This is a genomic window from Azospirillum sp. HJ39, from assembly GCF_041507355.1.
In the GTDB taxonomy this organism is placed as follows: domain Bacteria; phylum Pseudomonadota; class Alphaproteobacteria; order Azospirillales; family Azospirillaceae; genus Azospirillum; species Azospirillum thiophilum.
In genome coordinates this window covers 20,043-39,991 of the sequence record NZ_CP167914.1, presented here as the reverse complement: position 1 = coordinate 39,991, position 19,949 = coordinate 20,043, and the positions used below count along the sequence as shown (strand labels likewise).

General features: G+C 65.6%; 20 protein-coding genes. 14 read left to right on the top strand and 6 right to left on the bottom strand.

The features are described 5' to 3' along the window. The first annotated feature begins 1 nt into the window (after nt 1). Complete coding sequence (locus ABMY26_RS35640) at nt 2-1,729, top strand: glycosyltransferase (RefSeq protein ID WP_372400669.1); 1,728 nt, start codon at nt 2-4, stop codon at nt 1,727-1,729. Here ABMY26_RS35640 and ABMY26_RS35635 read toward each other — a convergent pair. Further along, nucleotides 1,708-2,802 carry a 3-oxoacyl-ACP synthase III family protein gene (locus ABMY26_RS35635; RefSeq protein WP_372400668.1) on the bottom strand — a complete coding sequence of 365 codons (1,095 nt, stop codon included), beginning with the start codon at nt 2,800-2,802 and terminating at the stop codon, nt 1,708-1,710. The genes ABMY26_RS35640 and ABMY26_RS35635 overlap by 22 nt on opposite strands. A 323-nt stretch (nt 2,803-3,125) precedes the next feature. Between ABMY26_RS35635 and ABMY26_RS35630 the strand changes: the two genes are divergently transcribed. From ABMY26_RS35630 to ABMY26_RS35605, 6 genes are all read left to right on the top strand, one after another. Beyond that, nucleotides 3,126-4,358 carry a class I SAM-dependent methyltransferase gene (locus tag ABMY26_RS35630; protein ID WP_372400667.1) on the top strand — a complete coding sequence of 411 codons (1,233 nt, stop codon included), beginning with the start codon at nt 3,126-3,128 and terminating at the stop codon, nt 4,356-4,358. Between the two features lie 173 nt (nt 4,359-4,531). Further along, nucleotides 4,532-5,296, top strand: a complete 765-nt coding sequence (locus ABMY26_RS35625) for an SDR family NAD(P)-dependent oxidoreductase (RefSeq protein ID WP_372400666.1) — start codon at nt 4,532-4,534, stop codon at nt 5,294-5,296. An 8-nt stretch (nt 5,297-5,304) separates the two neighbouring features. After that, nucleotides 5,305-5,934: a Rieske 2Fe-2S domain-containing protein gene (locus ABMY26_RS35620; protein WP_372400665.1), complete on the top strand. Its 630-nt coding sequence runs from the start codon at nt 5,305-5,307 to the stop codon at nt 5,932-5,934. Then, entirely contained in the window at nt 5,931-6,281 is a 351-nt protein-coding gene (locus tag ABMY26_RS35615; RefSeq protein ID WP_372400664.1) for a hypothetical protein, read from the top strand. Before ABMY26_RS35620 ends, ABMY26_RS35615 begins: the two co-directional genes overlap by 4 nt. Next, complete coding sequence (locus ABMY26_RS35610; RefSeq protein ID WP_372400663.1) at nt 6,278-6,856, top strand: GNAT family N-acetyltransferase; 579 nt, start codon at nt 6,278-6,280, stop codon at nt 6,854-6,856. Before ABMY26_RS35615 ends, ABMY26_RS35610 begins: the two co-directional genes overlap by 4 nt. Before the next feature lie 116 nt (nt 6,857-6,972). Further along, a complete protein-coding gene (locus tag ABMY26_RS35605) occupies nt 6,973-7,392 on the top strand; it encodes a type II toxin-antitoxin system VapC family toxin (RefSeq protein ID WP_372400662.1) in 420 nt (139 codons plus the stop codon). A gap of 42 nt (nt 7,393-7,434) precedes the next feature. On the opposite strand, the gene ABMY26_RS35600 is transcribed toward ABMY26_RS35605, so the two are convergent. Next, the gene (locus ABMY26_RS35600) at nt 7,435-8,559 is read right to left on the bottom strand and encodes an aromatic ring-hydroxylating dioxygenase subunit alpha (protein WP_372400661.1); all 1,125 of its coding nucleotides are present in this window, start codon (nt 8,557-8,559) and stop codon (nt 7,435-7,437) included. A gap of 64 nt (nt 8,560-8,623) precedes the next feature. Then, entirely contained in the window at nt 8,624-9,772 is a 1,149-nt protein-coding gene (locus tag ABMY26_RS35595) for a sialidase family protein (RefSeq protein WP_372400660.1), read from the bottom strand. A 169-nt stretch (nt 9,773-9,941) separates the two neighbouring features. Between ABMY26_RS35595 and ABMY26_RS35590 the strand changes: the two genes are divergently transcribed. Beyond that, complete coding sequence (locus ABMY26_RS35590) at nt 9,942-10,964, top strand: hypothetical protein (RefSeq protein ID WP_372400659.1); 1,023 nt, start codon at nt 9,942-9,944, stop codon at nt 10,962-10,964. Here the strand turns inward: ABMY26_RS35590 and ABMY26_RS35585 are convergent. Together ABMY26_RS35585 and ABMY26_RS35580 are read right to left on the bottom strand one after the other, a co-directional pair. Next, the gene (locus tag ABMY26_RS35585; protein WP_372400658.1) at nt 10,937-11,887 is read right to left on the bottom strand and encodes a glycosyltransferase family 2 protein; all 951 of its coding nucleotides are present in this window, start codon (nt 11,885-11,887) and stop codon (nt 10,937-10,939) included. The two genes, ABMY26_RS35590 and ABMY26_RS35585, sit on opposite strands and share 28 nt — an antisense overlap. Before the next feature lie 31 nt (nt 11,888-11,918). After that, a complete protein-coding gene (locus tag ABMY26_RS35580; RefSeq protein ID WP_372400657.1) occupies nt 11,919-14,273 on the bottom strand; it encodes a glycosyltransferase in 2,355 nt (784 codons plus the stop codon). Nucleotides 14,274-14,655: 382 nt separating this feature from the next. Between ABMY26_RS35580 and ABMY26_RS35575 the strand changes: the two genes are divergently transcribed. The 5 genes from ABMY26_RS35575 to ABMY26_RS35555 all read left to right on the top strand — a co-directional run bounded on the left by ABMY26_RS35575 (nt 14,656) and on the right by ABMY26_RS35555 (nt 18,370). Next, complete coding sequence (locus tag ABMY26_RS35575; protein ID WP_372400656.1) at nt 14,656-15,264, top strand: NUDIX hydrolase; 609 nt, start codon at nt 14,656-14,658, stop codon at nt 15,262-15,264. Then, the gene (locus ABMY26_RS35570) at nt 15,261-15,560 is read left to right on the top strand and encodes a hypothetical protein (protein ID WP_372400655.1); all 300 of its coding nucleotides are present in this window, start codon (nt 15,261-15,263) and stop codon (nt 15,558-15,560) included. The genes ABMY26_RS35575 and ABMY26_RS35570 overlap by 4 nt, the downstream gene beginning before the upstream one ends. Nucleotides 15,561-15,723: 163 nt before the next feature. After that, nucleotides 15,724-17,652, top strand: a complete 1,929-nt coding sequence (locus ABMY26_RS35565; protein WP_372400654.1) for a PhoX family phosphatase — start codon at nt 15,724-15,726, stop codon at nt 17,650-17,652. Nucleotides 17,653-17,891: 239 nt separating this feature from the next. Then, nucleotides 17,892-18,113, top strand: coding sequence for a hypothetical protein (locus ABMY26_RS35560; RefSeq protein WP_372400653.1), 222 nt, complete (start codon nt 17,892-17,894; stop codon nt 18,111-18,113). Nucleotides 18,114-18,160: 47 nt separating this feature from the next. Further along, nucleotides 18,161-18,370: a hypothetical protein gene (locus ABMY26_RS35555; protein WP_372400652.1), complete on the top strand. Its 210-nt coding sequence runs from the start codon at nt 18,161-18,163 to the stop codon at nt 18,368-18,370. Nucleotides 18,371-18,382: 12 nt separating this feature from the next. Here ABMY26_RS35555 and ABMY26_RS35550 read toward each other — a convergent pair whose 3' ends face one another. Then, a complete protein-coding gene (locus ABMY26_RS35550; protein ID WP_372400651.1) occupies nt 18,383-19,321 on the bottom strand; it encodes a M10 family metallopeptidase C-terminal domain-containing protein in 939 nt (312 codons plus the stop codon). 226 nt (nt 19,322-19,547) lie between these two features. Between ABMY26_RS35550 and ABMY26_RS35545 the strand changes: the two genes are divergently transcribed. Further along, nucleotides 19,548-19,949 (top strand): hypothetical protein, encoded by a 402-nt coding sequence (locus tag ABMY26_RS35545; protein ID WP_372400650.1) that lies wholly within the window; start codon nt 19,548-19,550, stop codon nt 19,947-19,949.

Sequence of the window (19,949 nt, the reverse complement as noted above, 5' to 3'; positions counted from 1 at the left end):
CATGAGCATCGATCATTTCTCCAGAGACTTGGCAAGCCTGCAGAAGCTGGTCGACGCAGGCTTGTTTGAAGATTGTCTTCAAGCGATGCGAGGAGCGCAACCGCGGGAACCTGCCGCGATGCGGGAGGCGGCCCCTCTTCTGAGCATGCGAAGGCTTTGTCTTGCAAGGCTCGGCCGTTTCGACGAAGCGGCGGAAGCCGGAGCTCGACTTCTGGAAACCGAAGTGGCGACCACCGAGGACCGCTTCCGTCAGGCGCAGATCCTGCTCCGCCTGGGACGCCATCGGGAGGCGCTACCCTTGGCCATCGCCGCTCTTCTGGAGGCCCCACTGGCACCGCGCCACGTCGCCACCGCGGTGGAAGCGGCTCTGCTCACCACAGGCGGGACGGCCAGACTGTCGCGTTCACTTGCCGATCTGCCGATACCCGCTCCCCCTCCGAAGGTTACGGCACGGGCGCCCGTCCTGTTTCCCCAGCACCTCGTCTTCAACAGCGGCCGGTTCGACCATCCATCCATCCGCGGTCTTTTCGCTACCGTTCCGAACATCGCGTTTGAAATGCCGGATGCCGACCCATGGCGCCTGTTGCGCCACTTGCCCACCGCTTTGGAGCGCGCTTCCAGCTATATGGCGATGCTGCTGGAATCGTCCCCCCACATCGACCCCGCAACGACCGCCTGCTTCACCGCGTCACGGCTTCATGCCTGGACCGAGCCTGCCGGCGATTGGGCGTTTGATTTCCTCTCCCCATACCCGGCCAGCCTGGGGCAGCGTCCCTGGGTATTCTGTCACGATGCCTTGCCGTGTTTGTTCCTGCCGATGCTGCCGCACGACGACATGACGGTGACCCCGGACGATGGCCTTTACTGGATCATGAAGCGCCATCTGGAATCGGAGCGCTGTCTCAGGATTCTGACGCATCAGCCACGCACGCTCGGCGGGCTTGCTGATTTCTTCGACAGTCGGATCATCGAAAGAAAGTCTGTCCATGTAAATACCTGGCATCGTTCCCAAGGCAGGTCGCAGCGACCGCGACCGGAACGGGCAAAGACATGGCTGTTCACATCCAGCTTCTTCCCGTCTGACCTGTTTTTCCGCATGCGCGGGGGGATTGAGACGCTTTGCGCTTTTCTGACGCTGTCCAAAGAGTTTCCGGACATCGAATTGATCCTGCGCTCACACCTGCCATCGTCTTTACCGGATGGGTTGACGGAAGCCGCCGCGAACCATCCACGGATCCGGCACTATCCCGAGGCGGTCGACGCCGACACGCTGGCCCAGCTTTATGCCGAGGCCGACCTGTACCTGATGCCGTGCCCGATCATTTACCGCAACGGGCTGGCCGAGGCGTTGCAGGCGGGGTTGGTTCCGGTCGTGGCCAATACGTTCGGCATCGAGGATTTCGTGCGCGATGGCGAGAATGGGCTGGTCATCGGGGGTCTGGAGTCGATCGCCCGGCTTGGCTCCGATCCGCCCGAATTCGTTTATCGGACTGCCGAGTTGTGGTCAAACCGCATGGAAGTCCGTTCAGGCTTTCTTGTAGAGTTGGAAGATCGTCTGCGACGACTGCTCCGGACGCCCGAAATATTCGCGCATTTGGCTGCCAACAACCGGACGAAACCATCCGAGATGGTCTTCGGACAGTTGGATGCCACCGCCTTTGCGGACTGCATGCATGAGGCGCTTTCAATGGCCTCACGCATGCATCCTCACACCGCCAACACCGGATAGCCGTCGGGCAGATCCACCACCTGCGGCTCCGGCATCGGCCCCAGTTCCGCCACCATCGCCCCCCAGGACCAGCCCACCCCGAAGCCGGCCATCAGCGTCTTCACCGGGCCGGTCGCCAGTTGCGCCCCCATGCTGTGACAGATCGCCAGCGGGATGGAGGCGGAGCTGGTGTTGCCGAAGCCCTGCATGTCGATGACGAAGCGGTCGGCCGGCGCCTTCATCTTCTTGCGCAGATGCTCCAGCATAAAGGCATTGGCCTGGTGCAGGACGAAACGGCCGATGCCTTCGACGTCGGTGCCGGCATGCTCCATCGCCTCGCGCAGCAGCGGCGGCACGGCGCGCAGCGTGAAGGAGAACACCTCCGCCCCGTTCAGGGTCAGACGCGAGTCGCGCTCCAGCTGGGCGGCCTCCTCCTCACCGGCGATCCGGCCGGCGGTACCCACCGGCGGGATCAGGCTATGGCGCTTGCCGCCGGCCTTGACGAAGATGTGCGGCGCCCCGGCACCGTCGGTGCCGATCACCACCGGGATGGGCGGAGCCGCCGCGTCGACCTCCAGCGCGGTGGCCGATCCGGCATCGCCGAACAGCGGCAGGGTGGCGCGGTCCTCCGGATGCAGGTGACGGGTCGGATTGTCGCCGCACAGAACCAGCGCCCGTTTGGCCGAGGATCCGCCCAGCAGCTTCGCCGCGATCCACAGACCATAGACATAGCCCGAGCAGCCCAGCGGCACATCGAAGGCCGCCGCACTGGTCGGCAGCCCCAGCCGATGCTGCATGATACAGGCAGTCGCCGGCAGCACGTAATCGGCATCCTGCGAGACGAAGACCAGCACCTCCACCGTCGCCGGATCCCAGTCCAACTGCTTCATCAGCCCATCCGCCGCGGCCATGCACAGGTCGGACGCGCAGTAGGGCGGCGGCAGCACCCGGCGTTCCTGGACGCCGATGGTGGCGGCCAGCTTCTTCGCCTCCTCCACCGTGAAGGGGCCTGGATCCTCGACGAAGGAATGGCGTTGGGGCGGCACCACCGCGCGCAGGCCGGCGATCCGGATGCCCTCGATGATGGCTTTCATGGCATTCCTGTCCTTCGCGTGTTGAAGGCCCGGCATAAGGCCCCTTCGGAGATCGGTGACCGGCACCATAGCGCGCACCATACTCCACAGTGGCACCGAACTGGTTTCCGGAAGATTGATTGCGACACATGGCGCTACGGACACATTCTTCTAACGCGCGTCCCCTGTCCGGCGCCATGCCTCCGGAAGGCCGCGCACCCAACCCTTGCAAATCAAATTTGATCCGGCTCTTACGCCTGAAGCACACTCTCCCCAGAAAACAGGGCTTCCCACTTCGCACACACATGTATATCATAATAAATATGGATTTCTGGAGATAATTTATGCGTCTCGTTCCACTTGCTGATCTTGATAATCTCATGGTTCATTTCGATGAAGGGTATAAAATATCTCAAGATGAAGCCTATAGACGGTTTTCTGAGGTTAAGGTTATTCCGCCGAACGACCTTCCATCTGACCCATTTTCGGAGGAATATGCCGAAAGAATATTAGAAATTTACAAAAAAGCATCAACCAGAGCATCATATTCCGTTGAGAGCGAAATCTCTGGATTTAATATAGATGAATTTACTGTTCGTCCTTTTCCATTTTTTACGAAAAGTATCAAGCTTGCAGCACAACATTATTCATTGATTGGAAAATTTCTGGGAATGATGGATGCCAAGCCTGGAGACACCATCCTGGAGTGTGGTGTTGGCTTCGGCAACACCACACTAGCCCTGGCAATGCTTGGCTGTCAGGTTACTGCACTTGATATCGCAGAGTCCTACTGCGAAGTGGTGCGGCGCCGGTCCGCATTGCACAAGGTCGACATAGAAGTTATTCATTCCGATTACATGTGGATAGAAACAACAGACAAAAAATATGATGCAGTATGCTTTTTTGAGTCATTCCATCATTGCTGGGAATTCGAAAGACTTTTACTATCACTTTACAAAATTATAAAGCCGGGTGGGAAAATTTATTTCGGTGGGGAGCCGATTAACAAAGATTTCCCGATGCCATGGGGTGTGCGTCTTGATGGAGAGGCGCTGTTTGTCGTGCGTCGGAACGGTTGGATGGAGCTTGGATTCCACAGTGATTTCTTTGAAGATTTGCTTTTCAGAACAGGGTGGCGTGGCGCCTGTGTCGATACTCATTTCTGGTATGCAGTCCGAAAGTCCGATCCGATCATCATATCCGGCTCCGAACGGAGGATCGGATCGAAATTCGGAACAATCATTGGAAAAGCGCTCCACATCGCTGTTCCAGACCAAACGGGCCCAACTCATGTGGTTTACGGACCCTATTTGAAGTTGGAAAAAGGAAAATACAGGTTCGAATTCACTCTTGCACCAGATGCACAGGCAGCCGAAACGATGACAGTTGATGTCTGCTATGGCGCAGGTCACAACATTATCTATGCTCGCAACTGTTCACAGGCAGACTTGGTAGAGCAAGTGATTGCTGGAGAAATTACACTGGATGGAAAGGTTGGCGATTTGGAAATTCGCCTGATGGCATCCGGTGGTTTCCAGGCAGAAATCCGGCAATTGTCCGTTCAGCTATTGGATTGAGGCGATCGTGACCCGCATCGCCGTGTGAAAATACAGTCTCCCAGGAGATCAGCCCCCGACGGGACGGTGCCAGAACGGGAGCAATCGAAAACGCCGCAGCGCCGGCCCGCTGGCGCCACGGCGGACTATGCTATGGTGGGGCATCACGCCACAACAGCGGGTTCCGCCTTGCCATGACCGCCGTCTACAACCCCATGGATCTGTCCGACCGCCTGATGCTCGTGACCGGTGCGTCGGCCGGGATCGGGCGGGCGACGGCGGTGATGCTGTCGCGGCTGGGCGCACGGGTGATCCTGAACGGCCGTGACGCCGGACGGCTGGCCGAAACCGCCGAGCGGCTGGCTGGCGACGGGCATGCGGTCGCCCCCTTCGACCTGTCCGACCTGGAGATGGTGCCGGGCTGGATGAAGGGGCTGTGCGCGGACGCCGGGCCGTTGGACGGCGTCGCCCATTGCGCCGGCATCCAGACGTTGCGACCGATCCGCATTTTCTCCTCCGGCTTCTTCGACGACGTGATGCGGGCAAACCTGGGCAGCGCGTTGGCGCTCGCCCGCGGGCTGCGGCAGAAGGGCTGCCATGCCGAACGGGCGGCGATGGCGCTGATCTCCTCCACCGCCGCCACGGCTGCCTCGCCGGGCAACGTCGTCTATGCCGCCAGCAAGGGCGGCATCATCGCCGCCACCAAGGGGCTGGCGGTGGAGTTGCTGAGCGACGGCATCCGCGTCAACTGCGTCGTCCCCTCCATCGTCGAGACCGAGCTGATCGAACGCGGCAAGCAGAAGCTGACCGCCGAGCAGTACGAGCATCTGCGCACCCTGCAGCCGCTGGGCTTCGGCCATCCCGACGATATCGCCCACATGATCGCCTATCTGCTCGCCGACACCAGCCGCTGGATGACCGGGTCCATCGTCACGGTGGATGGCGGCCGCACCGCCTGAGAGCCGCCATGCCCGACAGGACCCTCGAAACCCGATGGTTCCACCTCTGCACGGTGGACGACCTTGCCAATCCCAACGCCTTCGTCACCACGCGGGTGGGAGCGGTGCCGCTGGTGGCGCAGAACATCAAGGGGCGGGTGGCAGCCTTCCGCAACGTCTGCACCCACCGCTTCGCCGTGATCCATGGCGAGCCGTCGGGCTGCGGCCCGCTGCGCTGCCCCTATCACGGCTGGAGCTTCGATGCCGACGGCGTGCCGGTGGGGCTGCCCTTCAACCCAACCGACTTCCAGCTGGAGGCCGAAGGGCGCCGGCGGCTGGCCCTGCACCCCGCCTCTCTGGCCTATTGCGGCCGGCTGGCCTTCATCCGGGCAGCGACCGAGGGAGCGTCGTTGGAGGAGGAACTGGGCACGGAGATCTTCGCCCGGCTGGCCGCCCTGTCCGACGCCTTTCCGCAGCACGGCGACGCGGTGGAGCCGGCCGGCGATTGGGAGCGGATCGAGGATGCCAACCTGCGCGTGGCCCTGGCTCCCGGCCGCATGGCGGTGCTGCACAGCGCCGCTCCGCCCGGTGCGGATGACCGCTTCTCCCGCAGCTTCACCACCCATCCCGCCACCGCCGACGCGGAGCTGCCGGCATGAACGCGCTTCCCGTCCACAGCATCATCCCCGAGAACGGTGACTTCCTGCCCCACCGCCATTTCTGGGCCGGGGAGGCCTTCGCGCAGGAGCGCGAGTGGGTCTTCGGCCGCTGCTGGCTCTATATGGGCGTGTTCGATGACACGAACCTCCTGACCGCCGAGATGGCCGGCCTGCGCTTCGAGTTGCGTCGGCGGGATGGGGCGATGGACGGGGTGTGCCGAGACGGGGAGCGGGTGCGCGCCCTGCAGATCGACCGTTGCGGCGCCCTGGTCTTCGCCCGCGTCGCCCCAGAGGATGGCGGGGAGGGCGGCCAGATGCTGGGCCAGTTGGGAGAAGCGGCCCGATGAACGGAAGCGATCCGAGCGACGCCCTGACCTTCATCGAGCCGACGGAGGAGCACGCCCAACTGCTGCTCGACTGGCGCACCCGGCCCGACATCGCCGGCCAGATGCTGACCAGCGTGGCTTACGACGTGGAGCGGCAAAAGGCGTGGCTGCGGCGCTGTGCGGAGCGCGACGATTATGTCCACCGCATCCTCTGCGTCGACGGGGTGCCGGCCGGCCATGTCTCCATCACCGTGACCGAGCCCGTCTGGAAGATCGCCACCATCGGCGTTCTGATGGGCGAGCGGGCGGGGCGGATGGGGGCGGCTCCGCTGAACTTCGCCTACATGCTGAACCACGTCTTCTTCACCATGGGGCTGCGCAAGGTCGTGAACCACATCCTGGGCACCAACAGTCCCCGCCTGCTGAAAGGCCAGCCGATGATCGGCTACCGCCCGGTCGGCGTGCTGACGCGCCAGGTGGTGAAGGACGGGCAGGAGATCGACCTGCACATCTTCGAAATGCTGGCCGAGGACTGGCTGGCGGTGCGCGGCCGGTTCGGGGTGTACCGGGACATGGACGGGCGGGAGTGGCGGTAGGGGGAGGGAGCCTCGCCGGCTTCTGAGGCCATCCACCAGCGGTTTGCACGGCTCGGCGGCGTCGAGGTGGCCGAGGTGAGGCGCGAAGCCCTGCGGCCACCGCCAAGCTTCGACTGATGATCGTCCTCGACACCAACGTGCTCTCGGAACTGATGCGCCCGTTCCCGTCCGAAGCCGTGCTCCGCTGGTTCGCCGGGCGCTCCGCCGCAACCCTGTTCACGACGACGATCATCCAAGCGGAAATCCTGTTCGGCCTCGCCCTGCTGCCGGAGGGACGGCGTCGCAGCGATCTTCTGATGGCGGCGGAGCAGATGTTTGCCGAAGACCTCGCCGGCCGGGTGCTGCCCTTCGACAGCATGGCGGCAAAAGCCTTCGCGCCCATAGCGGCGGAACGACGGCAAAAGGGCTGGCAGACCGGGGCCTTCGATGTGCAGGTCGCCGCCATCGCGGTGTCCCGTGGCGCAGCCTTGGCAACCAGGAACGTGGCTGATTTTCTTGATTGCGGGATTCCCATCATCGATCCATGGGAAAGTTGAGGCTGCCGTCCTGAAAAGAACCGGCTTTGCCCGGCCTGGGCATCAGCCCGCCACCATCCTCCTCCACACCGCATGGAATTGCTGGATCCGCTCCTCGTTCAGGCCGAGCAGGGCGGGCCGCTCCGTCTGGCGGCAGCCGCGGAAGGACAGTTCCGATGCCTCCTGGTCCTCGCGCAGCAGGGCGACGTTGAGGTCGCGCGCGCCCTCCTCGATCAGCCGGCGGGCGGCGGGACCGCCCCTGCCGGCATCGCCGTCCGGGTCGGCCAGGAACAGGCGGAGGTTCAACGCGCAGCGGTCGGGACCGAGCGGATCGTAGGTCTGGACGCTCATCACCGCGCCGCGGGTGAAACCGATCTCCAGGTTGGGGAAGATGTGCAGATGGTCGTACTCGCGCAAGGCTGGGCTGGGGCGGAAGCCCAGCCGCTCCGACACGCCGTCCCACCAGCGCGCGCTCCTGTCCGACACACCGGTCACGCCACGGGAATGCGCGCCGTCATAGTCGCAGCGCCAATCGCCCTTCACCAGCTTGCGGAAGGTGGTGGGGTGGGTGAGGTCGGCGTGGTAGACCTCCAGCACGCTTTCCACCCCCATCTTCCAGTTGGCGGCCCACTCCATCGATTGCTCGTCGAAGGAGCGGACGAAGATCTCCGAGGCATGGCGCAGCACGTCGCCATAGATGCCCAGCCAATCGTCGAGATCCGGCCCCTCCGCTGCCACCCGCAGGAAGACGAAACGGCCGCATACCCCCACCGCAACCGGCGTCAGGGCACGGCCGCAGCGGCCGGCCCGGTCGAGGCCGAAATTCGCCTCGTTGCCGGGAATGCCGTAGGGCACGCCGTCACGGTCGAAGGTCCAGCCATGGTAGCCGCAGCGCAGCATTCCGTTGCCGCGCGGCGTCCGATGGATCAGGGCGAAGCGGTGTGCGCAGACGTTGCGGAAGCCCCGCAGCTCCCCATCGAAATTCTGCACCAGCACGTCCAGCCCGCCGATGCGCCGGGTCAGATAGTCGTTGGGGCGGGCGAGATCGTCGGTGAAGCCGGCGAAGACCCAGGCATGGCGGAAGATCCGCTCCTCCTCGGCCCGGAAGATGTCCGGGTCGTGGTAGGCGTCGGGGGGAATGCCGGGGACGGCTTTCGCCGGAGCGAAGGGGAGGGAGGGATTTTCCATGGTGGGGAAGGGTAGCCCGCGCCCCGCCGGCCGGTCCAGGGCACAGCGGGTCGCAGGCTGCCCATCACGGCTGGAATAGCGTCGCCTCGATGCCGCGCAGGCCGGTGGCGTCGCAAATGTAATAGGCGACCATGGCGCGGCCGTCCGGCAGCGCCGCCGCCCACGGATATCCCAGGTCGGGCGCCGGCCCGTCATCGCGCAGCACCAGCTCCGGCACGTCGTCGGGAGCTTGGCGGCGCGGGTCGTAGATGCGGGCACGCACGCCATAGGGCGCATGGCGGTAGCCGCCGGCCAGCAGCAGCCGGCCGTCCGGCAACGGGCAGGGGTCGTAGGGGTGGCCGACCACCGCATGGCGCCGCCAGGGCTCCCAGCTGTGCCCCAGGTCGGTGGAACGCGAGGTCGCCAGATGGTCCTCCAGCCCGGTGGTGCGGTGGAAGGCGTGCAGCACCCCATCCGCGTCGAGATGCAGGGCCGTCTCGCAGAATCCGGCCCTGGCCTCGGGATCGATCGCGATGATCGCCCGGTGCCCCCAGCTCTCCCCCCGGTCGGTCGAGGCGAAGAGATGGCTGGCATAGGTCCCGGTCGAGGGATGGTGGGTGTAGCCGGTCTGCAGGATGGTGCCGTCCGGCGCCTCCACCGCCCGGCCGCGCACCGCGCCGCCATGGAAGGGCCGCCGGCCCGGCACGATGTCGGGATGGCCGGGCAGGGGGGGCAGGTCGCGGTGCGGGGTCCAGCTCCGACCGCCATCGTCGCTGTGGCGGCTGTAGCCGCCCCAGAAGATGTAGAGGTCGCCGGTCTTCTGCGGACTGCCGGTCAGCCCGATTCCCAGCGCGCGCAGAGCCTCCCCTTGGGACGACGGCACCGGATACCAGCGGAAGCCGGTCAGCAGGATGCGCCCGTCGCTCAAGCTGAGCAGGCTGGCGTCCTGATCGGCCGCCTGCGGGTCGGGGGGCAGGGCGACCGCCTCCCCCAGCGGCTCCGCATCGGGGCCGAGCCGCAGCAGGACGGTCTGCGAGCGGGAATCGAGATGGTCGACATGGTTGAAGCCGGCCTCCCCCGCCCGGTACTCCGCCCCGCGCAGCCAGCGATGGTCGCGCGCCCGGCGGAAGGCCAACAGGACCGATCCGTCCCCCGCCGCGGTAAGCGACGGAAATGAGGCATAGAAACGCGGATCGCGATACAGCACGCGATGCTCGACACCGGTCATGGTCATCGGGGTCTCCTGACTCCTTCGTTCCTGAAAGGACCATCACCCTTATAACCCGCGACCTCGTGCCTCAGCAGCATGATGGGGCAAAGAAACGGATACCCCTTGAAAGACGGCCGCTCTTCAGGAGAGTCTTCGCCATCGGCGATTCTCCTTTTGCGCGGTGCCGCACCCTATGGCGTCCTCTTCCGTCCACACTCCCGCCCCGATCGGCTCCTTCATGGACAATGTGCGGACGCGCATCGTCTCGCCAAGGGCCTATTGGCGCAAGGTGATGGCCGATCGGCGTTACGCCATCTACGACATCCTGCCCATCGTCACCGATCCGGCCTTGCGCGACCGGCTGGCCGGCCTGATCGCGGCGCGGCGTCCATGCACGCCGGGCTTCCACCCGTCGCTGGAGGCACGGGACTGGTGCAGAACGCTGGAGACGGACGGCATCACCCAGCTGCTGCCGCCGGTCGACCCGGCCATCGTCGCGGACTTGCGCGCCTATTTCGAGGAAACGCCCTGCCACGACCCCTTCCGCCCGCATCTTGGCTGGTTCCGGCCCGACAGCCCGCCCACCCCCGAGTCCAACATGGGCTATCACGGCATCGACCAGATCCTGCGGGCCCCGCATGTGCTGGCACTGCTCAACGATCCGCAGGTGCTGGAGACGGCGGAGCTCTATCTCGGCTGCAAGCCGATCCTAGACAACGTCGGCTGCTGGTGGTCCTACGGCGGGGAGGGGTTCGGCGGACGGGAAACGGCCAAGGGAACCCAGCGCCATCACCGCGACCTGGACAGCCTGCGCGGATTCAAGATCTTCTTCTACCTGACCGACGTCGACGAGGATGGCGGTCCGCACGTCTTCGTCAAGGGCAGCCACCGCAGCCGCCTGCTCCCGACCGGCCGCGCCCTGACCGACGCACAGGTCGAGGGCGCTTTCGGCCGCGCCGATACGGTGACGATGACCGGCCCGGCGGGCAGCCGGTTCCTGGGCGATACCTACGGCGTCCACAAGGGAGCCCTGCCGCGGCGTGGCCGGCGCCTGCTGCTGTCGGCCCAGTACAACATCAACCGCACGCCCCACGGCCCGGCCGCCCCGCTGCTCGACCACCGCTCGCCGGAGGTGCCGAAGGGGTTGGACCCGTTCGTGAACCAAATCTATGTCAAGCCGCAGAGCTCTCAATTCATGCCGGACGCCGAAGCATAGCCGAGCTGGTAATAGAGCCGGATCACCGCCCGCAGGCCCTCCCCCTCCAGGCTTTCGACATCGAGGTCGGCCAGCTTGGCCAGATTGACGTTGAAATCCCAGCGCTGCTCCGCCATGCCGTAGCGCCGTTGGGTCAGGCGGTCGGACACCCCGTTGTAGAACATCCGCCGCATCACCCAGCGCCGGCTCAGCCGTTCCGGATGGATGAAATGGGACACCGTGGCGGACGGCACATAATAGGTGGCGGCGCCTGCCGCGCGCAGTTCCAGGAACACCACCCCCTCGTTCGACAACAGCCCGTCGCCCTTGCGGCCGAGGTCGGTCGGAAAGCTCCGGCCGTTTAGCAGCCGTTTGCGGAAGGCGCAGTTGCCCTCGCCGAACCATTCCTTCTCATGCAGGAAACGGGAGTCGCTGTCCCAGCCCCAGCGGCATGAAAAGAAATGCAGCAGATCGTCGGCCAGCCAGGCGGGACGGGACAATTCCCCGAAATCGGGCTCGACCTCGCCGGCGACGATGTCGACGGCATCGCCCAGCCGATGGAATGGGTCGAGCAACCGCTCCAGCCAGCCGTCGCATGCCCTTTCGTCATCGTCGATGAAGGCGATCAGCGCCCCCGCCGCCTCGGCCACGCCGCGGTTGCGGGCGAAGCCGACTCCGGGCTGCTCCTCCAGGATGTAGCGCAGCGGCACGCCCTGCCGGTCGAAGGCCGCCTGCCAGCCTTCGGCCACCGGACGCCCTTCCGCCAGGGTGGAATTGTCGATCACGAGAATCTCGTGGGTCACCGTCCCGGCGTCTCCGGGCACCCGCTGCCCGATCAGGCTGCCCAGGCAGGCGTCGAGCAGGCCCGGACGCCGGTGGGTGCAGATGACGACGCTGGCGGCGATCTCCGGACTGCGGATGATCGGGGTTGGAACGGTCAGCACGGCAGCGGTTCGCCTGTCAATGATCGGGCCGTCAGTGACTGCCATGGACAATGCGCAGCCCGGGCAGTCCCCAGGCGGTCACGCCCATGTCCTTGGCCATCATCGCCAGCCCCTCCGTCTCGATGTAGCCGCGATGGCTGTAGGATGGGAAGCACAACCCTTCGCGGTGAAGGTCGGCGCGCACCAGCAGCGCGGTGCCGCCCACCCCGTCCAGCGGCACGATCTCCTCGCCGGGAAAGGCATCCAGATAAAACCGCCCGGCGCCACGGGGCGGCTGGAAGATCCCGTCGACCAGATGTCCCGGATCCTCCTCTCCCTCCAGGCGGAAGCTGTTGAGGTCGAAGGTCCGCCCGTCGGGCAGGACGCAGTGGGGAACGACGATGTCGCGTCCGGCGGCCAGCAGCCGCGCCAGCAGATCCGGCGGATAGTCGACCAGATCCGCATCGAGCCACAGCACCCAGTCCTCGTCGCCCAGCGCGCCGGACAGCAGGCGGTTGCGCGACAGCGCCAGCACCTCGCGCCGGCGCCGCTGGATCGACGGCGCCCAGCGCGGGCCGTCGGGCAGGAAGCCGTAATCGTGGCGCAGCAGCGTCACCCGGCGGAAGCGTCCATGCAGGTCCGGCAGCCGTTCGGCCAGCCAGTCATGGGTCCCGTCGCGGCTGTCCCCCTCGATGAGGCCAAGCGACAGGCGGGACGGATCGTGGTCGAGGCGGCCGAGCAGGTCCAGATAGCGCGGCAGGTGCAAGCGGGCATCCTTCACCGGGGTCAGCACCAGGACCGCGTCCTGCCGGGCCGCCGAGGCGGCTGGAACGGAAGGGGAGGGAACTGGGGCTGGGGCGATGGCGCGGCGGTAGGCTTCCACCGGCAGGCGCTTGGCCATCTCCTCCAGCACGGCCCGGCAGCGGTCGCCGCTGAAACGGACGGCGGCGGCCTGCCAATGGGCTTCGAAATGCCGGGCGGTGAAGGTGTTGCCACCATGGACGACGTAGGCGTAGAGCCGCGGCATGTCCATCCGGACGACGCGGGCATCGCGGCGCAGCCGCTCGACCACCGCCGTGTCCTCGCCATGGCGCAGGTGGGGATAGCGGGGCATCGCCGCCGTCTCGCACAGCAGCGACCCTTCCCAGTCCCGTTCGCAGGACATGGCCAGTTGCTCCTGCGTCGGCCACCAGATCATCCAGCGCCCCAGCAGGCAGGCCTGGGCGCCGGCGACGGCCAGGACCCTCTGCTGCATCTCCAGCCGGCAGGGATCGTGGAGGTCGTCGTCGTCCCACTGGCAGACATAGCGGCCGGCCGCATGGTCGACGGCGATGTTGCGCAGTTCCCCCAGCGTGCGCCCGCCGGGCTGGCCGCCGGGTTCCACCCGGACCAGACGGATGTCCGGGCGGTTTGCGGCACGGACGGCACGGTCTATGGCCAGATCCAGCGGATCGTCCTGCGGCAGCGCCGGGCTGTCGCAGACGATGACCAGCTCCCGGTTCGGATAGGTCTGGCGCACGAAGCCGTCGATGGCGAACTCCAGCGGTCCCGCCCGCCCCCTGGTGACCATCAGGCAGGAGATCAGCGGCAACCCCTCCGGCATCGCAACGGGGAGCCGGGCGTCTTCCGGCCGGCCGTCGGTCACCACCGCCGCGACCTGCCGCGGCAGGCCGGCGCCCCGCTCGGCGACATCGCGGAACCAGGTGCCCTCCCAATAATGGATGGCATAGGCCCGGCGCGTCGCCTGCTCCCAGAAGGCGAGGTCGAACAGGCGGCCGCTCCAGCACTCCTCCTTGGTAACGGGATAGAGCAGGTCGGGCGGCAGGACCGTCACCGCAGCCGGACCTTCTCCCCGATAGCCGCCATGGGCGCGGGTCAGCAGGAAAGGGCCGGTGGCGTCCAGCACATCCGCGCAGCGGCGCGCCTCGACCAGCCGGGCCAGCAGATGGTCCCAGAAGGGATGGCCGGGCACGGAGGCGAGAAAGGACGGGCACAGGATGCGGGGCAGCCCGCGCTCCACCGCCTTCGCCAGCCTGCCATGCTCCTCCGGCTCCAGCCCGACGACGAAGCTCCGGCCGTCGAGCAGCCCGTCGACCGGGCGCAGGCACTCGAAATCGAGGTCGGCATAGACCCCGCCGAACCGGCGCAGGATGAGGTAGCGCGCCAGGTCGATCCGGGCGATGGGATCGGCATAGCCCCGGAAGACCGGCAGCAGCGCCGGATGCTCCTCCGCGACGAAGTGTTCGATGTCCGCGTCGGTCCAGAAGCGGTAGGCGAAGCCGGGATTCCGGTCGATCCAGCTCCGCTGAAAGGCCTGGAACTCCGGTGGGATATCGCGGGTCTTCCAGGTCTGGTGGATCAGGCGCGGGATCGGAGGGCTGGATTCGGAGGATGGCTCGATGCTCATGGGTTTCGACGGCAATGGCACGGGAACCGATAATCGCTTTGCAAAAGCCGCTCAATGGAAATGGCCGTCCAGCGGAAATCCGTCACATATCGCTTCATTCGACACACGCAAGCGGGGAACTTTCCTACCAAACCTTCAGAATTCCAGCGATTGGCCGCTCCTCTTCCGTAAAGAAAAGGGCGATCCCATCGCCATCCAAAACCGAAAAACATATATAATGAAATCATTAAATTTTATCTGTTCCGGCTTCCCGGCTTTCCCACAGGGTCCCCCAAACCGTCCCTCCGTAAGGGGACTGGACGCAGACGGACGGCTGCTGATAGGCCTCCGCCGGCAATCGCCCCCGGCCGCAGCGAAGCGGCAACCGCCCAAGGACAGGTCCATGCCCGGACACCGCCCCTACCGCCTCCATCGCCCCTGGACCGTTCTCGGCAGCCGGGAGCTGCTCGACGCCGATCCTTTCCTGAAGGTGCGGGTGGAGACGGTGGAGCTGCCGGACGGACGGCGGATCGACGACTACTACCAGCTCGACATGCCGTCCTTCGCCTGCATCTTCGCCGAAACCCCGGACGGGCGCATCGTCACCTACCGCCAGTACCGCCACGGGCCCCGCCGGGTCGGTCTGGTCTTTCCCGGCGGCCACCTGTCGCCGGGCGAGGATCCGCTGGACGCGGCGAAGCGCGAACTGATGGAGGAGACCGGGTTGGAGGCGGACGGCTGGACCGATCTCGGCGCCTATGTCGTCAACGCCAACCAGGGCGGAGCCTGGTCGCACATGTTCCACGCCACCGGCTGCCGCCGCATCGGCGATCCGGTCTCGGACGACCTGGAGGACACCGAGATCCTGTTCCTGACCCGGGCGGAGCTGCTGGAAGCCATCGGCCGCGGCGAGATGCACCTGCTGACCCAGATCGCGCTGGTCAGCATGGTCTGGCAGACCGATATCGCCCGGGTACTGTCCCGCCCCCAACCTCGAGGAGAAGCCGGATGATCCGCCTTGCCGCCCCGATTGCCCTCATGGCCACCCTCGTGGCCACCCTCGTCCTGCCGGCCCTTGCATCGCCGGCAGCAGCCGAAGCGATGAAAGGCCGCTACGAACTGCGATGCCAGGATCCGCAGACCCGGCAATGGACCGTCGCCGGACAGGTGACCGATCCGGAAATCGCCGACCGCCCCGGCACCGGCGGCAAGGCGGGGGGGCGCGAGGTACGCGGCATCGGGGCCGACGGCAAGCCGGTGGTCCTGCCCATGCCGTCCGACCGCACCTGCATGCTCAGCGCGCGCTGATCGGAGAGAAGCGTCTCTCTCGGATGGGGACCGACCGTCAAACCGTAACATCCCCGCGGTAGCCTCCCGGCGCTCGCCAATAACAAGGCCGCGTCGCCCGGAACCCCCGGGCATGCGGCCGCGCCAGCCGCATGCCCTGTTGAGGGTTCGGGAGAGACCAGTCATGACCAACCTGTCCGCCAATCTTCCTGAAACGTCGCGCCGCTCCGTGCTCCGCGCGCTCGCCGGCCTGCCCCTGCTGCCGGTTGCCGGCATCGGCGCGGGCGAGTTGCTGTTCGCCTCGGGCGCCGAAGCGGCATCCGCCAAGGGTGCGCCGGTCGCCGTCGAGTTCATCGGCATGGCCGCCCCGACCACCGCGGCGGCGCAGGCGAAGACCGTGGTCGAGTCCAGCATGGTCGTGACCTGGGCCGACGGCACGAAGCAGAGCTTTGCGCTGGGTTACCAGCCGCTGTTCATCACCGGCGACATGGTGCCGGACGGCAAGGGCGGCACGACGCTTGCCGGCGGCTATTACGACATCGCCGGCAAGCCGATCCTCGACGGCTCGATGGCGTCTCCGGCGCCCTTCTTCTCCGATTGCCCGGACGGCTGCAACCTGCTGGCCCCGATCCCGGGCGCCAAGGTGGCCGGCGTCACCGGCAACACCCTGTTCGCCGTCGTCCAGTTCGAATATGCGACCCGCGATTCCAAGGACGCTTCGATGTACGGCAAGCTGCCGTCGCCGATCGCCGTCCTGACGCTGGACCAGAACAAGGAGACGGGCGCCCTGAAGCTGGTGAAGTACCACAATGTCGACACCAGCCCGGCACACGGCCTGTGGATCACCTGCGGCGCCAGCCTGTCGCCCTGGAACACCCACCTGTCGAGCGAGGAATACGAGCCGGACGCCACCGCGCTCGACGACCAGTTCCGCGCCTACAGCAAGAACCTGTTCGGCGACGAAACCAAGGCCAACCCCTACCATTACGGCCATATGCCGGAAGTGACCGTGAGCCCCGACGGTACCGGCACGATCAAGAAGCACTACAATCTCGGCCGCATCTCGCATGAGCTGGTGCAGGTCATGCCCGACGAGCGCACCGTGCTGATGGGCGACGACACCACCAACGGCGGCCTGTTCATGTTCATCGCCGATCGCGCGAAGGATCTGTCGGCCGGCACCCTCTATGCCGCGAAGATGGAGCAGGAGGAAGGCAAGGACATCGACGCCGGCGGCGCCTTCGGGCTCAAGTGGGTCAAGCTGGGCCATGCCACCAGCGCCGAGATCGAGAAGCTGGCCGACAGCCTGAAGGCCGCCGACATCGTCGAGGTGAAGAAGGAGGATCCGAAGGATCCGTCCTTCACCGCCATCGGCTTCAACGGCAAGACCCAGTGGGTCAAGATCAAGCCGGGCATGGAAAAGGCCGCCGCCTTCCTGGAAACCCACCGCTACGCCCCCATCGCCGGCGCCACGCTCGCGCTGTCGAAGCTGGAGGGCGTCACCGTCAACGCCAAGGACAAGACCGCCTACATGGCGGTGTCCTACATCTACAAGTCGATGAGCGACGGCAAGAGCGGCATCAAGGTGAAGGCGATCAACGCCGGCGCCGTCTACCAGCTGCCGATGAAGGCCGGCCAGACCGACCTCGCCGGCGCCGCCATCGCCAGCGACTGGGTGCCGGTGCATTTCAGCCCGGTTCCGGCCCTGGTCGGCCGCGACCTGGCCACGCCGGACGCGCTCGGCAACACCGCCGACGCCGACCGGATCGCCAATCCGGACAACCTGAAATTCTCCGAGAAGCTGCGCACGCTGTTCATCGGCGAGGACAGCGGCAACCACGTCAACAACTTCCTGTGGGCCTACAACGTCGACAGCAAGCAGATCGCCCGCCTGCTGTCCTGCCCGGCGGGTGCCGAATCGACCGGCCTGCAGGCGGCCGACGACCTCAACGGCTTCTCGTACATCATGAGCAACTTCCAGCACCCCGGCGACTGGGAGAAGGGCCTGCACGACAAGGTCAAGGACAGCGTCGCCGCCCTGATCGACGATGCCTACCGCAACCGCCGCAGCGGCGGCGTCGGCTACATCCACGGCCTGCCGCAGGCGGTGTAACCCTTCTACGGAATGGGCGATGAAGGACGCGGCCGGGAAACCGGCCGCGTTTTTTCATGTCCTCATCGAAAGAAGTACTCCGACCGACAAATCCTCCAAATTCGTTCTTCTTGGAAGTGGTAATCACCAATCGACCTAGGACCAATCGGCGATCTTAACACCTCGTTAACTGGCCGGATGGCTCAATAAGCCCATCGAGAACGGGCAAATCCTCCGCCACGAATACAGGGATCGCCATCATGTCGAAGACCAGTTTTTCCGCAGAGATCCTCAATTCCTCATCTCTTCACCTGGATATTGTCGATGAATTCATCGCAATCACCCAGTCGAAGCTGACCGGCGCCACCAGCGAATTCGCCCGTGACAGCCTGACCGACCTGCTGTCCGGCCTGACCGCGCAGCGCGAGACCTACCGCGCCGTGCTCGCGACCATCCAGCCCGTCACCGCGCTCGCCGCCTGATCCAACCCTGCCGACCCCGGCCCCCTCTTCCGCGAAAGAGCACCATCATGACCGCCCCCATCGCCAAGGATGTCCTCGCCTCCGCCACCCTGCATCTGGACGTGCTGGAGGAGTTCATCGGCGTCGTGCGCCGCAAGTTGACCGTCACCAACGATGCCTTCGCCCGCGACAGCCTGACCGACCTGCTGCTGAATCTCACCGAACAGCGCGACGGCTACCAGGCACTCACGAACCTTCCGGCAGCCATCGCGGTCTGAGGCCGGCAAGGCTCAGGCACTGGCCAGGATGAAGTCGGAACTGTGCAACTGGCTCCCCGAATAGCCGGTCAGCGTCACCGTCCCGCTGCCAGTCCCGCTGGAGCCCGGATAATAGGTCAGAATGGTGGAGGTTCCCACGTCGCGAGCGGTCGCCAGCACGCTGTCGATGCTGCCGGACAGGGTCGGCAGCTGGATACGGTCGGTGCCCTGCTGAAAGTCCGTGATGGTGATGGCGGAGAAGGTGGTGGTGGTGCCGCCCCCCGCCTCCAGCACGAACAGGTCGACCCCGGCCCCGCCCGTCAGGGTGTTCGAACCGTACCCGCCGTACAGGGTGTCGCTGCCCTCACGCCCCAGAAGATTGTCCGCCCCACCGGATGCAGGCCGCAGCGTGTCGTTGCCGGTGGTTCCGAACAGCAGCTTGCGAAGATTCGTATTGTCGTACACCCAGCCCTGGCTGAAGGTTCGGTTCTCGGAATGGCCATATTGGACGTAATGGTCCCAGCCGGACATGAAGGTGCCGTTGCGCACGGCGGCGGCCACGTCGCTGTTGTTGGCCAGATAGTAATCTTCGGAGTAATTGATCCCGAGCGCCCTGTTGTCGGTCTGGCCGAAGGCGATGAAGTGATCGTAGACGCTCGTACCGCTCCTGATGGAATCGCTGTTGAACTGCTTGTACAATCCCAGATCGATGTAGGCGTTCGGGTTGCGGTTCTCGTACCGCCCATAGGTCAAGAAATGGGTTTCGGCATTCATGCCGGCGGCGGCGACATCCGGATAGGTGGCCAGATACCAGGTCGAATCGACCATGGTGCGGGGAGCGCCGATCCGCCCTTCGGAAACGCCATATTGCAGCCAGTGCTGCCGGCCGCTGGAAAGCACTCCCGCCTGCACCGCAGCGGCGACATCCGGATAGCGTGCCAGATAGGCCTCTTCGGAAAAGACCAGGGACAAGGGAAACCCTCCTCACGTCTTCCTTATGGTTTGGAAAAGTATAGCAACTCTCCGTGCCGGAACAAAATTATCTACATCACGCAATCATATGTCGAGAAGACGCGGAAAGGCCGAACCCGACCCGCCCCCATGCCGGACAGTCCGGTCGGGCGAACGGTGTGGACAGGCCCAGTTGCTTTTGTGAAGCTCCTGCTCGCCCGTTTCCACTCCGACCGGCCAAAGGGTTATGGAACCGCTTCCGTCCTCCAACGAAGGGCGCCTGCTCCTTGCGGCGTTTCTCGTCCTCCTGATCCTGATCGGCCTTTCCATCCTTGGGGAGCGCACGCTGCCGCTGTTCGGCGGCGACCGTGAACTGGCGAAACGGGTCTACAAGACGCTGTATGTCGGGCTGGGTGGCGGCATGCTCGGCCTTGCGGCCCCGGCGCTGGTCACCGGCTTCGTGGACCGGCTGCGCGCCCTCTTCGCCCGGATCGACGCCAAGGGCGCCGTTGCCGACGCCATCCTGCGCGACCGGACGCTCGACCAGGCGCAGACCGCCGGCTTCACCCTGATGGCCCTGTTCGCGCTTGCCGCCATGGTCGCGGCGGCGCTGGTCTGGGCCGGCATCCTGTGGCCGGGCGAGCGCTGA

Coding starts and splice junctions, on each gene's coding strand:
- ABMY26_RS35640 (WP_372400669.1), top strand. CDS start 2: ATGAGCATCGATCATTTCTCCAGAGACTTGGCAAGCCTGCAGAAGCTG.
- ABMY26_RS35635 (WP_372400668.1), bottom strand. CDS start 2,802: ATGAAAGCCATCATCGAGGGCATCCGGATCGCCGGCCTGCGCGCGGTG.
- ABMY26_RS35630 (WP_372400667.1), top strand. CDS start 3,126: ATGCGTCTCGTTCCACTTGCTGATCTTGATAATCTCATGGTTCATTTC.
- ABMY26_RS35625 (WP_372400666.1), top strand. CDS start 4,532: ATGACCGCCGTCTACAACCCCATGGATCTGTCCGACCGCCTGATGCTC.
- ABMY26_RS35620 (WP_372400665.1), top strand. CDS start 5,305: ATGCCCGACAGGACCCTCGAAACCCGATGGTTCCACCTCTGCACGGTG.
- ABMY26_RS35615 (WP_372400664.1), top strand. CDS start 5,931: ATGAACGCGCTTCCCGTCCACAGCATCATCCCCGAGAACGGTGACTTC.
- ABMY26_RS35610 (WP_372400663.1), top strand. CDS start 6,278: ATGAACGGAAGCGATCCGAGCGACGCCCTGACCTTCATCGAGCCGACG.
- ABMY26_RS35605 (WP_372400662.1), top strand. CDS start 6,973: ATGATCGTCCTCGACACCAACGTGCTCTCGGAACTGATGCGCCCGTTC.
- ABMY26_RS35600 (WP_372400661.1), bottom strand. CDS start 8,559: ATGGAAAATCCCTCCCTCCCCTTCGCTCCGGCGAAAGCCGTCCCCGGC.
- ABMY26_RS35595 (WP_372400660.1), bottom strand. CDS start 9,772: ATGACCATGACCGGTGTCGAGCATCGCGTGCTGTATCGCGATCCGCGT.
- ABMY26_RS35590 (WP_372400659.1), top strand. CDS start 9,942: ATGGCGTCCTCTTCCGTCCACACTCCCGCCCCGATCGGCTCCTTCATG.
- ABMY26_RS35580 (WP_372400657.1), bottom strand. CDS start 14,273: ATGAGCATCGAGCCATCCTCCGAATCCAGCCCTCCGATCCCGCGCCTG.
- ABMY26_RS35575 (WP_372400656.1), top strand. CDS start 14,656: ATGCCCGGACACCGCCCCTACCGCCTCCATCGCCCCTGGACCGTTCTC.
- ABMY26_RS35570 (WP_372400655.1), top strand. CDS start 15,261: ATGATCCGCCTTGCCGCCCCGATTGCCCTCATGGCCACCCTCGTGGCC.
- ABMY26_RS35565 (WP_372400654.1), top strand. CDS start 15,724: ATGACCAACCTGTCCGCCAATCTTCCTGAAACGTCGCGCCGCTCCGTG.
- ABMY26_RS35560 (WP_372400653.1), top strand. CDS start 17,892: ATGTCGAAGACCAGTTTTTCCGCAGAGATCCTCAATTCCTCATCTCTT.
- ABMY26_RS35555 (WP_372400652.1), top strand. CDS start 18,161: ATGACCGCCCCCATCGCCAAGGATGTCCTCGCCTCCGCCACCCTGCAT.
- ABMY26_RS35545 (WP_372400650.1), top strand. CDS start 19,548: ATGGAACCGCTTCCGTCCTCCAACGAAGGGCGCCTGCTCCTTGCGGCG.